This is a genomic window from Actinoplanes sp. NPDC049668, from assembly GCF_044465445.1.
GTDB lineage: Bacteria > Actinomycetota > Actinomycetes > Mycobacteriales > Micromonosporaceae > Actinoplanes.
Map to the genome: position 1 here is coordinate 660,276 of NZ_JBITLR010000003.1, position 13,269 is coordinate 673,544.

The window sequence follows — 13,269 nt, forward strand, 5'->3', positions numbered from 1 at the left end:
GAGGGCATGAGTGCTCGACCGGCCGCGGGTGGTGGACGCTGGGTGGATGTCGCCCCCGAGCGGCTGCCGCGCTGGCTGGAGAACTTCGCCGCCCGGCACGGGCCGTGGACCGGGGCCGGCCTGCTGCTCACCGCGGCGGACGGCGCGACCGCCGAGCTGGTGCCGCCGCCGGGCGCGCCGCCGGTCGACGACCTCGAGTCGCTGCGGCGCGAGGCGGGCGCGGCCCGCCGGATCGGGCTGCTGCTGGCCCGCAAGGGCGCGGTCGCGGTCGGCGTCGCCGAGGGCACGAAGCTGGTCGTGTCCAAGGTCGACACCCACTACGTGCAGGGCCGGACCGCGGCGGGCGGCTGGTCGCAGCAGCGCTTCGCGCGTCGCCGCGACAACCAGGCGAAGGCGGCGGCCGCGGACGGCGCCGGCATCGCGGCCCGCCTGCTCCTTCCGGAGGTACGGGGCCTGAGCGCGCTGGTCACCGGCGGCGACCGTACGGCGGTCGAGTCGATCCTCGCCGCGCCGAACCTGCGGCCGCTGGCGGCGCTGCGCGCGGAGCGCTTCCTGGACGTGCCCGAGCCGCGCCGGACGGTGCTGGAGGAGGCGGCGGCCCAGGCCCGTACGGTGAGGATCCTGGTTCGGGATCCTTAGTTCAGCCCGCCGCCGGCGAACGTGTCGCAGTCCTTGGGGGAGCCCGACGCGTAGCCCCTGCCGAACCACTCCTGCCGCTGGGCGCTGGTGCCGTGGGTGAACTCCGCCGGGTTGACCTCGCCGCCGCCGCGCCGCTGCAGCGCGTCGTCACCGATCTTGGCCGCGGTGTCCAGGCCCTGCTGGATGTCCTCCTGGCCGATGCTCTTGAAGATCTTCTTGCCGGACTTGTCGTCGGTGCCCGTCGCGTTCTTCGCCCAGGCGCCCGCGTAGCAGTCCGCCTGCAGTTCCAGCTTCACCGACAGGTCGTTCGCGTTGCCCGGGTCGCGCTGCTGCGCCCGGCGCATCGCCGCCTCGGTGCCCAGCAGGTCCTGCACGTGGTGGCCGTACTCGTGCGCCAGCACGTAGGGCTGCGCGAACTCGCCCGGCGCGCCGAGCTGGTCCGCCAGCACCCGGTAGAACGTCAGGTCGATGTAGACCCGGTCGTCGGCCGGGCAGTAGAACGGTCCGACCCCGGAGTCGGCCGCGCCGCACTTCGTGCGGACCGCGTTCGAGAACAGGACCGTCTTGGCCGGCTGGTACGGCTCGCCGAATCTCGCCGGCAGCGCGTCGGCCCAGTAGTCCTGAATCGAGTTCACAAAGAGCACGTTGCGGCAGTCGAGCTGCTCGCGGGCGTCCGACTGCGCGCACTTCTGCGCCAGCGCGGCGTCGCCGCCGCCGGTCGGCGCCGTCCCGTCGTCCCCGGCCAGGTTGTTGACGCCGAAGTAGCCGCCGACGAGGGCGATCAGCACCGCGACGACGATGCCGGTGAGACCTCCGCCACCGATGGGCAGGCCACCGATGCCGCCGCCCGATCCGCCGGAGGAGCGCTGGTCGTCGATCTGGCTGGTGTCGATACTGGCGTTCTCGTTGAGTTCCATCTCACCCTCGCTCGGCCATCCGGCACGTGTGCTCCGCCGCTTACCCGTTGCCGTCGCGGGCTAATCGGTTGGGAGGTCGCGGCGGGCGCCCGGTACAATCGGCGGGTGCTGCTCTGCGAAGGCTGACCTGCCCCGCGCCGACCGGATGCTTCTCCTCCGGCTCGGCGCTTCCGTGTGCCTGAGCCAGCCTCTTCACTGAGAGCGAGACGTCTCCTCATGATTACCGCCACCGGACTCGAACTGCGTGCGGGCTCCCGGATCCTGATCTCCCCGACCACGCTGCGGGTCCAGCCTGGCGACCGCATCGGCCTGGTCGGCCGCAACGGCGCCGGCAAGACGACCACCCTCAAGGTCCTGGCCGGCGAGGGCCAGCCGTACGCCGGGGAGGTGGCCCGCACGAGTGAGGTCGGTTACCTTCCGCAGGACCCCCGTACCGGTGACCTGAACGTGACGGCCCGCGACCGGGTGCTCTCCGCCCGCGGCCTCGACGTGCTCCTCTCCGAGATGCAGAAGCTCGAGGTCGAGCTCGAGGAGAGCAGCGACGAGAAGCTCATCCGCCGCTACGGCCAGCTCGAGGACCAGTTCGCCAGCCTCGGCGGCTACGCGGCCGAGGCCGAGGCGGCCCGGATCTGCTCGAACCTCGGCCTGCCCGACCGGGCGCTGGCGCAGACGATCGGCACGCTCTCCGGCGGCCAGCGGCGCCGCATCGAGCTGGCCCGCATCCTGTTCCAGAACTCGGGCCAGAACGGCAAGGGCATCCTGCTGCTCGACGAGCCGACCAACCACCTGGACCAGGACTCGATCACCTGGCTGCGCGGCTACATCGCGCAGCACAAGGGCGGCCTCATCGTGATCAGCCACGACGTCGAGCTGCTCGACGCCGTGGTCAACCGGGTCTGGTACCTGGACGCGAACCGCGCCGTCGTCGACATGTACAACGTCGGCTGGAAGACCTACCTGAACCAGCGGGAGACCGACGAGCGCCGCCGCCGCCGCGAGCGGGCCAACGCGGAGAAGAAGGCCGGCGCCCTGATGGCGCAGGCCGACAAGATGCGGGCCAAGGCCACCAAGACCGTCGCGGCGCAGAACATGGCCCGGCGCGCGGAGAAGCTGCTCGGCGGCCTCGAGGAGGTCCGCAGCTCCGACAAGGTCGCCAAGGTGCGCTTCCCCAGCCCCGCGGCGTGCGGCAAGACGCCGCTGACCGCGCACGGACTGTCGAAGTCGTACGGCTCGCTGGAGATCTTCGCCGACGTCGACGTCGCGGTGGACCGCGGCTCGCGGGTGGCCATCCTCGGCCTGAACGGCGCCGGCAAGACCACGCTGCTGCGGATCCTCGGCGGCCTGCTGGAGTCCGACACCGGCGAGGTGCGCCCGGGGCACGGGCTGCGGCTCGGCTACTACGCCCAGGAGCACGAGACCCTGGACGTGGACCGCACGATCCTCGAGCACATGCGCAGCGCCGCGGCCGAGCAGACCGACACCGAGCTGCGGAAGATCCTGGGCGCGTTCCTCTTCTCCGGCGACGACGTCGACAAGCCCGCCGGGGTGCTCTCCGGCGGCGAGAAGACCCGGCTCGCGCTCGCGACGCTGGTCTGCTCGGGCGCCAACGTACTGCTGCTGGACGAGCCGACGAACAACCTCGACCCGATCAGCCGCGAGCAGGTGCTCGACGCGATCGCCAACTACCCGGGCGCGATCGTGCTGGTCACGCACGACGCCGGCGCCGTGCAGGCGCTCAAGCCGGACCGGGCGATCCTGCTGCCCGACGGCGACGAGGACGCGTGGAGCGACGACCTGCTGGAGCTCGTCGAGCTGGCGTGATCCAGGATCAACGGCATCGTCAGTTGTCAACTGGTGCCCACACAGACAGTGCGACTCCGGCCCGGCTCCGGTCACCCCGTGACGGAGCCGGGCCGCGCCATACCCGGGTGTGCCCACCGTCACGGCGCCTCTGCGTGAACCCCGTATAGACAGTGAGTGACATCGTTGTCCGGCTCTGTCGTAGTTGATGTTTGTGCAGCTCAGCGGGTGGTCTTGGACCCCGGGTCGCTATACCACAGCGGACGCCGGCCGGCCCGGGAAAACGCTCTCCGGTACCCGATTCGCGGTGTCTTCCGGGCGCGGTGCCATCGGTCTGACATTGATGCGCATGGTGACCGTCGGGTTCCTGACAGTGGTAATTGGGCACGTTCGCTAAGCCAAGATACCTAGCGCATGATCGTTGGAGGCGGTCTAATAGGTGGGACCGTATCGAACCGCACAGTCTGGGACGTGAGGATTCAACATGGCAGCCACGGGCACAGCCACCAGCACTGAGAAGGGTCGTCGAATCGTTGGAAGCGAGCGCCAGACGCTCGCCAAAGACCTGGTGAAGCGTTACACGTCCGGGGAGAGCATTCGCGCGTTGGCCGCCTCGACCGGGCGGTCCTACGGATTCGTGCACCGGGTGCTCACCGAGTCGGGTGTACAGCTGCGCCAGCGCGGCGGCGCCCGCCGTCGTAAGAAGGCATGACGACCAGTGCATCACCCGGGTCCGACGTAGGCGTTCGGTATGACCAGGACGGGCCGGTCGCAACGGTGACGTTGTGCCGGCCCGATGTGCTCAATGCACAGACTCCGGCCATGTGGTCAGAGCTCGGCAATATATCCCGGAAATTACCGGGAGATGTGCGAGTCGTCATTGTCCGCGGTGAGGGACGCGCCTTTTCCGCGGGACTCGACTTGTCGGTCGCCCGGGGTGACGGCGATTCTTCGCTGCCCGTACTGGCCCGGTTGTCGCCGGAAGAGTGTGCCGAACGCATTGCCGGCTTCCAGGAAGCGTTCACCTGGTTACGACGTCCGTCGCTCGTCACCATCGCGGCCGTACAGGGCCACGCTATCGGCGCGGGATTTCAGTTGGCGCTGAACTGCGACTTCCGGGTTCTCGCCGACGACGCGCGCTTCTCGATGGCCGAGGTGACCCTCGGCCTGGTACCGGATCTCGGCGGGACGAAGCGCCTGGCGGAGCTCGTCGGGGTGTCCCGGGCGCTGGAGATCTGCGTGACCGGCCGGCGGATCTCGGCGCAGGAGGCGGACCGGATCGGTCTGGCCACCGCCGTGGTGCCCGGCGCCGACCTGGCGGGCGCGGTCACCGACCTGGCCGCCGCCACGCTGGCCGGCGACGCCGGCGCCGTCGCGGAGATCAAGGCCCTGCTCGCCGGAGCGCCACAGCGCTCGTACGCGGAGCAGGACCGGGCCGAGCGGGAGGCGCAGACCCGCCGCCTGCGTGACCTGATCGGTAGTGAGTAAGGACCCAACAGGAAGAAACCGGTTACCTCTCGGGTTGTCACACCCAGCAGGCACACTGTTGCCTGCGGTTCACGACGCCCGGGAGGTGACACATGGGCCCGATGTCCAGCGGCTCCAGCTGGATGATGCTGCGCTCGATCCAAAACTCAGAGCGCGTGTCGAAACACCAGCTCAGCAGCGGCACCACCCGGCGCATCCTGCAGTTCGCGCGCCCATACCGCCGCGACATCGTGGTGTTCCTGATCACCGTCGTGTTCGCGGCCGGCATCGGCGTCGCGACCCCGGTGCTGGCCGGCCACGTGGTCAACGCGATCACCGCCGGCGGCCCCGACGCCGCGGCGACGGTGATCCGGATCGCGTTCACCATCGCGGGCCTCGCGGTCGTCGACGCGTTCCTGTCGCTGGCCCAGCGGTGGTATTCGGCCCGCATCGGCGAGGGCATCATCCTCGACCTGCGCACCCAGGTCTACGACCACGTCCAGCGCATGCCGCTCCAGTTCTTCACCAGGACGCAGACCGGCGCGCTGGTCAGCCGGCTCAACAACGACGTCACCGGCGCGCAGCGCGCGTTCACCTCGACGCTGTCCGGCGTGGTCAGCAACGTGATCCAGCTGGTGCTGACCGCGGCCGTGATGTTCACCCTCTCCTGGCAGATCACCGTGCTCTCGCTGGTGCTGCTCCCGGTGTTCGTCATCCCCGCGCGCCGGGTCGGCAAGCGGCTCGCCGAGATCACCCGCGAGTCCTACAACCTGGACGCGAAGATGAACGCGACGATGACCGAGCGCTTCAACGTCTCCGGCGCGCTGCTGGTCAAGCTCTTCGGCCGGCCCGGCGCCGAGGCGGCCCGCTTCGGCGAGCGCGCCAAGCGGGTCCGCGACATCGGCGTGCAGCAGGCCATGTACTCCCGCACCTTCTTCGTCGCCATGCTGCTGGTCGCCTCGCTCGCCCAGGCCCTGACCTACGGGCTCGGCGGCTGGCTCGCGGTCACCGGCAGCGTCACCGCCGGCACCGTGGTCACCCTGGCGCTGCTGCTCACCCGCCTCTACGGCCCGCTGACCGCGCTGAGCAACGTGCGCGTCGACGTGATGAGCGCGCTGGTCTCCTTCGACCGGGTCTTCGAGGTTCTGGACCTGCGCCCGGGCATCGAGGAGAAGCCCGGCGCGACGGCGATCCCGGCCGGCGCGGGCCACCTCGAGTTCCGCGACGTGCACTTCCGCTACCCGAGCGCCGACGAGGTCTCGCTGGCGACGCTGGAGGACGTGGTCGCGCTCGACCGCACGGAGAACACCCCGGTGCTGCGCGGCGTCGACTTCACCGTCGAGCCCGGTCAGATGGTCGCCCTGGTCGGCCCGTCCGGCGCCGGCAAGACCACCACCTCGATGCTGGTCTCCCGCGTCTACGACGTGACCGAGGGCGCGGTCCGCGTCGGCGGCGTCGACGTCCGCGACGCCACCCTCGACTCGCTGCGGGACACCATCGGCGTCGTCACCCAGGACTCGCACCTGTTCCACGAGACGATCGCCGAGAACCTGCGCTACGCGCGGCCCGAGGCGACCGAGGAGCAGATGTGGGCGGCGCTGAGCGGCGCCCAGGTCGCCGACCTGGTCCGCGCGCTGCCCGAGGGCCTGGACACGATGGTGGGCGAGCGCGGCTACCGCTTCTCCGGCGGCGAGAAGCAGCGCCTCGCGATCGCCCGCCTGCTGCTCAAACAGCCGTCGATCGTGATCCTGGACGAGGCGACGGCCCACCTCGACAGCGAGTCGGAGGCCGCGGTCCAGCGCGCCCTGTCGGTCGCCCTCGAGGGCCGAACGGCCCTGGTCATCGCCCACCGCCTGTCAACGGTCCGCGACGCCGACCAGATCCTGGTCCTGGACGCCGGCCGCGTCGTCGAACGCGGCCGCCACACCGACCTGGTCGCGGCCGGCGGCCTCTACGCCGAGCTCTACCGCACCCAGTTCGCGGTCGCGGACAGCCCCGCCGTCCCTTACCTGGCCGAGCCCGAACCGATCATCGTCACCGCCTCCCACCCGATCGAGCCCTGACCCGGGGCGCCGGCCTCTCAACCTGTCGCCTCGGCGACGAACGGTGCAGCACCGTCGACTTCGCGAGATTCCCGGTTCACGGCTTAGATGTGCCAGTCGCAGCGGTGCGCCGATACACATCGCCATGATCCGCCAGCCGCACCACCTCGAAAATGGGTGGGCTACCACAACTGCGCTGAGACAGACAGTCGGTGCTGCGGAACAGGTCACCCCATGCCAAAGCCGGGGATGCTCCAACTCCCCGTGTACGGTCAAGCTTCTCGTGCACGGCCGGGGTTCCTCCCCCGTGCGCAGTGCAGATGTCGAGACCGACGGTGCCTGACGGTAGCCGTGCTGGAAGCCGCCCTGCGGAAGGCCCTTGTCGGCGCTGCGCGCTTCCTGCCGCAGGTGACGCGCCGGGCCGAGGCAGCGTTGATTGCGGATCACCAGCTGATCTCGGGCACCGGGAGCCTGGACGGGCATGGCGCCGCCTTCTGGCTCGCGGTAGCGGTCGCCCCTGATCAATCGCCGAAGACCCTTGATCCAGCCGCGTTCGTCGACCGGGCAGGCGAACTAGCCGCGGTCTCCTTCGCGGCCGTACCGTTCCATGTCGACCATTCCGGCAGCGCCGAGGTGCGTCTGGTAGCAGGGACGTGCACCGACCAAAGCCGGGCGGGCACCGAGCACATGCGGAGGCGACTCGCCTCCGCGCGTTCTGGCGTTAGCGGGGGCCCACAGTGAACGGCGTCATTGAACACCTTCTCCAGGTGGGATAGGTCCGCCGTCGGCGTGAGCTCTACCGTGCTTGCGTCCACCGCCTTTTCGGCGGACGCTCGCCCGATCGTGACAGCGCCCACCTGATTGTTGTCCTGGGATGGATCCGGCATCAAGACACGGTTACCCTGGAAGACCTCGCCACCTGCCGGAATGCGCTCCATGACCAGCTTCTGTCCGGTCCCACGCCCGGAACCCGGCACATTACTGATATTGGTGTAGACCTCGCCGGCGAATCCGGTACTGGTGACCAAGTCGACAGTGGCTTCGCCGCGAGCGGCATCGACTGCGGTGACGCGTCCAACCAGACCCTCGGCTACGACAGCGAGCTGCCCCTGCCGCACCGCCTGGCCCTTCGGGAACACCACGACCATCTGCTGGCCGGTCCTGCTGACCACCTCGGCGGGTACAGCCCGCGCGTCGCCGTCGGCGCCGTCCTCGCCTGGTTCCTCGAACACCTTTGTCGCTTTGGCGAAGGGTAGTTTCGCCGTGATGAAACCGGCGATGGCGGTCGTCTGCGCAGTCGCAGCGAGCGGGAGGCTCTTTACAGCGAGGCGACTGGTGGGTGCGTCGGGTGTTCCTATCATTTGTTCGTCGATCGCAGTGCTTGATACCCGTACCGCGGTAACGCCTGGCATGACGACGGCGATGGCGTAGGTACCCCAGGGATCCGTGCTGAGGGTTCCCGCCGGCCCGGTCAACCGAGGACTGACCAGACTGATCACCTTGGTGTTCACCGGGTCGGGCGCCGGCCGATCGGCCCGCAACCGCAAGGCATCCGCCGCGCTCACATCACTTGTGAAGAACGCCAACCGTGCCGCGCCCTGCTTGTCGTAGCCCTGAAGCACGACCACCGAGTGCAGGAGTCGGTCCCGCGTCGCCACCAGAGTTCGAACGCCAGAGTGCGGACCTGTCGAGGCGGTACGGTCCCAGGTATCAATTGCCTCACGCACCAGGGCGACGTCAACGTCGCCCACAGAGGACCAGCCCAGGAACGGGCCGTCCGGGGTCGCCGCGGCAAGTTGCGGCGTGGACCCGACGCCGACCACTCGAAACATCGTCACCAGCAACGCCACGCACACCGCGGCCGCCGCTCCGGTGGCGATACGCCGCCGTCCACGAAGCCGGCGTGCCCGCCGCATGACTCCGTCTTCGTAGCCCTCGATGGGTATCACCGGCACGGCCAGCTCGATCAGACCGTCACGCAACTCTGTCGGGCTATGCATATCGCACCTCGTGTTCAGCCACAGTGTCGACCTCGACCCACCGCCTGCGCAGTGTCTGCAGGCCCCTTGACGAAAGACTCTTGACCGTGCCGACCGAACAGCCCAGCGCGTGCGACGCTTCCTGCTCGGACAGGTCCTCATAGAAGCGCAGAACGACCGCAGCACGCTGGCGTGCCGGTAGCCCTTCCAGTGCTCGGCGTAGCCAGTCTCGCTGCTCCACCCCTACGTACTCGTCCCGCGCTCGACTCTCCACCAGCCGACCCAGGGGTTGCTCCCACCAGGACCGGCGCCGCCGCGAGGTCACATAGGTATTGACCAGAATTCGCTGCACGTAGCGATCGATACCTTCCGCGCCTTGCAGGCGAGGCCACGCCGCTACCGTCTTGGCCAACGCCGTCTGGACCAGGTCCTCGGCCTTCCCTCGATCGCCGCACAGCAGATAGGCGGTCCGAAGCAACGGTCCGTAACGCGCCCGGACGAAGGCCGTAACCTCCTCGTCCTCACGATCGCGCACCAGCCCCCCGCATCCTTGATCTCAACTTCACGAGGACTACTTACGCCCTGGAGCACGGTAAAGGTTGCCGTGATCCGAAGATTTCCTACATCGACGATCTTGATCCGTGGCCGTCCCCGCCGGAGGGCGGCCAGGGCGAAGAACGACACGGCGATGCCGCGCAGTGCCGGCCGCTCCCTGGCTTCGGGCACGCGGGACCGGAACTGCCAGATCACCCCAGGGCGCTGGAGACCTCGACGAAGGAGCCCAGGCCGAAGCCGAGCGGGCTGCGGCAGCCGGTGGAACATTTGACGCCCGACCGCCCGACCGCCCGACCGCCCGACCGCCCGACCGCCCGGCCCTCGACCAGGCCGCAATCGCGCAGGCCGGGGACCGGGTCACCCGTCGCGGATGTTCCGGCTCCCGGTCCGGCGTTCGTACGATTCGGCGACTGACATGGGTTGATGTCTGGTTCCGCGAGGGCTGGGAGGTTCGGGTGGATGCCGCGTTGATCGTCGCGCAGGGGATCGTGGTGATCGTCGCGATCCTTCTCGGTGTGCGCATGGGCGGCATCGGTCTCGGCCTCTGGGGCCTGGTGGGCCTCGCGGTCCTCCCCTACCTCCCCGACCCCGAGCCGATAGTCCTCACCCCCTCCCACCCCGATCGACCCCTGACCCCTGACAGAAGAATGGGAACGTGAGATCAGGGGGCGGACCAGATGACCTGCGTGCCGGTTTCGAGGCGAAGCTGACTGATCTTCGAGGTCGGCGTCTCACGGCGGTCGACTACTGGGACGTCCGCAACCTCGGCCCCGAGGCGTCGGAGTGGGACTACGGCGATTGGCACCACGCCGTCATGGGCGTTCAGCTCGGAACCGACCAGGGGCCCGTGACAGTGACGTGTTTCACGAGCCGATCACGGATCACCTGGCCGGTGGCGTGGACGGTCCGCAGCGGGTCGGCCCGGACACCCGTGACCCGGGCGTCTGGGCGCCGTACCTCGGGACGCCGATCAGCGGCGGCGCCTTTCACTGGGAGCGGCTGGAGCTCGGCCCGGGTCGGCGAGCCGACGGCACGATCGTCAGCCCGGCATACACGGTGGACGTTCCGGTCGCTGTGCGGCTGGACTTCCCGGCCGGGACGGTGTGGTTCGTCGCCGGGATGCCGCAGTTTTCGGAGCCGCAGCGGTTCTTCATCCCTGCTGACGAGATCCTGGTCCTCTTCTCCGCCGCCAAGCTGCGGGAACTGGCTTCGACGACCCGGCGTTCGTTCGATAGAACACAGACGGCGCTGTCGTAGGGTCGCCGGGTGAATGTGTATGACATCGCGGCAGCGTTGCCTCCCGTCGACGTTCTGCGTGAGCGTTGCAGGTCGTTGGCCGTGCTGGAGCGCATCATCGACGGCGGCGAGCCGTACTACGCCTTCGACCCGGCCTGGGGCGACGACGAGGCCGCGCAGATGAGCAACGGCAGCGGCGACGAGTGGACGGCCGTGTTCACCGGCGACGGGACGTTCATCCGGGTGTTCGCCCACGAGTCGTCGATGTCGCCCTACCGGGATCCGGACGGCGAGCTGTGGCCGGGACTTCTCGACGGTCTTCCGGAGGTGTTCCGTCCGCAGCTCGACGAGCCGGCCTTCGGCGACGAGATCGGACAGTTCGTCGCGACCGCGGTGCTGTGGCGGCGTGCCGGTGACGACTGCTGGCACGCGGGGACGGGCATCGTGTTTCCGCCGTCTCGTGGACCGTACGACAACGTCGGGCCGGATGGCGCTGCCCAGCTCCAGATCCTGCTCGACGACATCGTCGATCAGTATGTCGAGTTCGCCGGCGACTACTACGAGACCGCGGTGGACCGGTCGGCCGTCGAGCACATCGTCGCGCGCCGCCCCCTCACCGAGGCGGTGGCTCGAGCCTTGAATCCGGACGTGGACTTCGCCGCCCTGCGCGAGGACGTCACCGCGATCGGATACCCAGTCGTGGCTCGGTGATCATCCTTGTGTCCCGCCCCTGCAAGTCCCGGAGTCGAAGATGTCGGATCGTCTGTACTTCACCGTGGAACCGGCGCCGGAGCCGGTCGCCGAGCCGATCTCCAAGATGGGTGGGCAGCCGGTGTGGCTCGAGGAGCCGCAGTGGCCGCTCTCGCGCAACCTCGGCACGCCGATGTCGTTCATCGCGCAGTTCCAGGTCCCGGCCGGGCTGGCGTATGTGTTCATGACCGACGCCACGGAACATGTGGATGAGGACACCTGGGCGCCGGACGGCGGCGAGAACGCCGTCATCGTGCAGCGCGACGGCCGGCTGCCGGTGCTCGGGGTGTACGGGCCGATGGTGAAGGTCTACGGCTCAGCCGATCCGCGGCCGATCGACGTGTCGGCGCAGGCGACCGGACCTACCGTCGCCACCGATCACCGGCTCGCGGTGGCGCCGGACGACGCCGGCGGCTATCAGTTCGGCGGCGGTGCGCCGCTGTGGCTGCAGAACCCGGAGGTGCCGGGGGAGGGCTACCGCTTCCTGATCCAGTTGGACTCCGATCAGCTTCCCTTCCCGATCAGCTTCGGTGACGCCGGAATCGGCTACGTGTTCCTGTCGCCGGATCTCCGGGAAGGCCGTTTCCTCTGGCAGAACTCGTAAAGCGCGTACCGCCTGACGAGTGGCGGCGGACGTCGGCCAGGTATCGGCGTGCGGCGCGTCGGCTTCGCAGGTGCACCACGGTGGTGTCCGCGCGGTGCTTGCTGATGCGCTGCATGACTCTCGGTAGGTGCCGGGCGCGGTAGGTCAGCACGTACCACAGGAACCCGGCAGTGATCTTGTCGAAGACGCCGTCGGGGTGTTGGCCGCCGCGGTAGCGCAGCCTTCGGCGGAGGATGCCGAGGAGGCAGACGAGCGGGTGTGGGTCGAGCACGATGATCGTGTCGGCCGCCGCGGCACGGATGTGCAGGGTGGCCAGGCTGTTTCCGTCGATCACCCACGCCGCGCCGGCGACCGCTCTGCGTTGCGCGGCCTCGAAGTCGTCGTCGGGCACGAGGGTCCAGTCCGGCGTGTAGCGCAGTGCGTCGAGGTGGGTGACCGGAAGGTCGAGGAGCGCGCTCAGCTGACGAGCGAGCACGGTCTTGCCGGCGCCGCCGGCGCCCACGATCGCGACCCGCCGCAGGTGAGTCTCGATCATCGTCCGGCACCGACCGTGCGGACCGTCGAGCCGGGCCGGCCGGTGCTGCATAAATCAGTACACCCATACCGCCACGCCCGCTGATGGGCGCGAGAAACTCCGGTGCGCCGGCCGACCTCTGACACTAAGGTCGCGCCATGGAGATCCGTGAGGTTATGCCGGCCGAAGAGCCGGCTGCCGAGGAGGTCGTCTCGGCGGCATTCGGCGAGCCACCGGACGGGCGCGTTGTGCAGATGATGCGAGCCCTGCAGGCCAGTGGAGCGGCTCGGGCGAGTCTGGTCGCTGTCGTCGACGAGGAGCTGGTCGGGCACGTCGGTCTCTCCCGCGGCTGGGTGGACGCTCGACGCGAGCTGGTCGAGGTGTTGGTGCTCTCCCCGCTGTCGGTACGTCCCGACTTCCAGCGCAACGGCGTCGGCACCGCGTTGGTCACGGCGGCGCTGGAGACCGCCGAAGGTCGCGGCGCGCCGGCCGTCTTCCTCGAGGGCAGCCCGGACTACTACGGACGCCGCGGGTTCAGCTCCGCCTCCGCCCTCGGGTTCGACCGGCCCTCGACGCGCATCCCGGACCCGGGGTTCCAGGTGGCGCTTCTTTCGTCGTACCAGCCGTGGATGGTCGGCCGGCTGATCTATCCCGAGGCGTTCTGGACCACTGACACAGTCGGTCTGCGTGACCCTGAGCTAGAGCGGGTGGAAGCTCTGGTCGAGTCAGGGAGTTGATTCCAACTCTGGTTGGACGGCCGGGCCGA

14 protein-coding genes are annotated in these 13,269 nt (G+C 69.3%); 10 read left to right on the plus strand and 4 right to left on the minus strand.

Features of this window, described 5'->3' with window-relative positions:
* The first annotated feature begins 6 nt into the window (after nt 1-6).
* A complete protein-coding gene (locus ACIBSW_RS15720; RefSeq protein WP_354721222.1) occupies nt 7-639 on the plus strand; it encodes an acVLRF1 family peptidyl-tRNA hydrolase in 633 nt (210 codons plus the stop codon).
* Here ACIBSW_RS15720 and ACIBSW_RS15725 read toward each other — a convergent pair.
* The gene (locus tag ACIBSW_RS15725) at nt 636-1,556 is read right to left on the minus strand and encodes a neutral zinc metallopeptidase (RefSeq protein WP_354721220.1); all 921 of its coding nucleotides are present in this window, start codon (nt 1,554-1,556) and stop codon (nt 636-638) included. The genes ACIBSW_RS15720 and ACIBSW_RS15725 overlap by 4 nt on opposite strands.
* A gap of 216 nt (nt 1,557-1,772) precedes the next feature.
* Here ACIBSW_RS15725 and ACIBSW_RS15730 point away from each other — a divergent pair, with 216 nt between their 5' ends.
* The 4 genes from ACIBSW_RS15730 (at nt 1,773) to ACIBSW_RS15745 (ending at nt 6,886) form a co-directional block, all read left to right on the plus strand.
* Nucleotides 1,773-3,377: an ABC-F family ATP-binding cassette domain-containing protein gene (locus tag ACIBSW_RS15730; protein WP_354721218.1), complete on the plus strand. Its 1,605-nt coding sequence runs from the start codon at nt 1,773-1,775 to the stop codon at nt 3,375-3,377.
* 463 nt (nt 3,378-3,840) lie between these two features.
* Nucleotides 3,841-4,068 (plus strand): helix-turn-helix domain-containing protein, encoded by a 228-nt coding sequence (locus tag ACIBSW_RS15735; RefSeq protein ID WP_015620263.1) that lies wholly within the window; start codon nt 3,841-3,843, stop codon nt 4,066-4,068.
* Nucleotides 4,065-4,844 (plus strand): enoyl-CoA hydratase/isomerase family protein, encoded by a 780-nt coding sequence (locus tag ACIBSW_RS15740; RefSeq protein WP_354721216.1) that lies wholly within the window; start codon nt 4,065-4,067, stop codon nt 4,842-4,844. The genes ACIBSW_RS15735 and ACIBSW_RS15740 overlap by 4 nt, the downstream gene beginning before the upstream one ends.
* A 101-nt stretch (nt 4,845-4,945) precedes the next feature.
* Nucleotides 4,946-6,886, plus strand: coding sequence for an ABC transporter ATP-binding protein (locus ACIBSW_RS15745; RefSeq protein ID WP_354721278.1), 1,941 nt, complete (start codon nt 4,946-4,948; stop codon nt 6,884-6,886).
* Nucleotides 6,887-7,386: 500 nt separating this feature from the next.
* Here the strand turns inward: ACIBSW_RS15745 and ACIBSW_RS15750 are convergent, their stop codons facing one another.
* On the minus strand, nt 7,387-8,847 hold the full coding sequence (locus ACIBSW_RS15750) for a rod shape-determining protein MreC (protein ID WP_354721214.1): 1,461 nt from the start codon (nt 8,845-8,847) through the stop codon (nt 7,387-7,389).
* 10 nt (nt 8,848-8,857) lie between these two features.
* On the minus strand, nt 8,858-9,379 hold the full coding sequence (locus ACIBSW_RS15755) for a SigE family RNA polymerase sigma factor (protein ID WP_354721212.1): 522 nt from the start codon (nt 9,377-9,379) through the stop codon (nt 8,858-8,860).
* 475 nt (nt 9,380-9,854) lie between these two features.
* Between ACIBSW_RS15755 and ACIBSW_RS15760 the strand changes: the two genes are divergently transcribed.
* From ACIBSW_RS15760 to ACIBSW_RS15775, 4 genes are all read left to right on the plus strand, one after another.
* Nucleotides 9,855-10,058, plus strand: coding sequence for an anaerobic C4-dicarboxylate transporter family protein (locus ACIBSW_RS15760; protein WP_354721288.1), 204 nt, complete (start codon nt 9,855-9,857; stop codon nt 10,056-10,058).
* 199 nt (nt 10,059-10,257) lie between these two features.
* Nucleotides 10,258-10,656 (plus strand): hypothetical protein, encoded by a 399-nt coding sequence (locus ACIBSW_RS15765; protein WP_354721210.1) that lies wholly within the window; start codon nt 10,258-10,260, stop codon nt 10,654-10,656.
* An 81-nt stretch (nt 10,657-10,737) separates the two neighbouring features.
* Nucleotides 10,738-11,346: a hypothetical protein gene (locus tag ACIBSW_RS15770; RefSeq protein ID WP_404799341.1), complete on the plus strand. Its 609-nt coding sequence runs from the start codon at nt 10,738-10,740 to the stop codon at nt 11,344-11,346.
* A 40-nt stretch (nt 11,347-11,386) separates the two neighbouring features.
* Nucleotides 11,387-11,989, plus strand: coding sequence for a hypothetical protein (locus tag ACIBSW_RS15775; protein ID WP_354721207.1), 603 nt, complete (start codon nt 11,387-11,389; stop codon nt 11,987-11,989).
* Here the strand turns inward: ACIBSW_RS15775 and ACIBSW_RS15780 are convergent.
* Nucleotides 11,907-12,491 (minus strand): topology modulation protein, encoded by a 585-nt coding sequence (locus ACIBSW_RS15780; RefSeq protein ID WP_354721205.1) that lies wholly within the window; start codon nt 12,489-12,491, stop codon nt 11,907-11,909. The genes ACIBSW_RS15775 and ACIBSW_RS15780 overlap by 83 nt on opposite strands.
* A gap of 170 nt (nt 12,492-12,661) precedes the next feature.
* Between ACIBSW_RS15780 and ACIBSW_RS15785 the strand changes: the two genes are divergently transcribed.
* Nucleotides 12,662-13,240: an N-acetyltransferase gene (locus ACIBSW_RS15785; RefSeq protein ID WP_354721203.1), complete on the plus strand. Its 579-nt coding sequence runs from the start codon at nt 12,662-12,664 to the stop codon at nt 13,238-13,240.
* Nucleotides 13,241-13,269 lie beyond the last annotated feature (29 nt).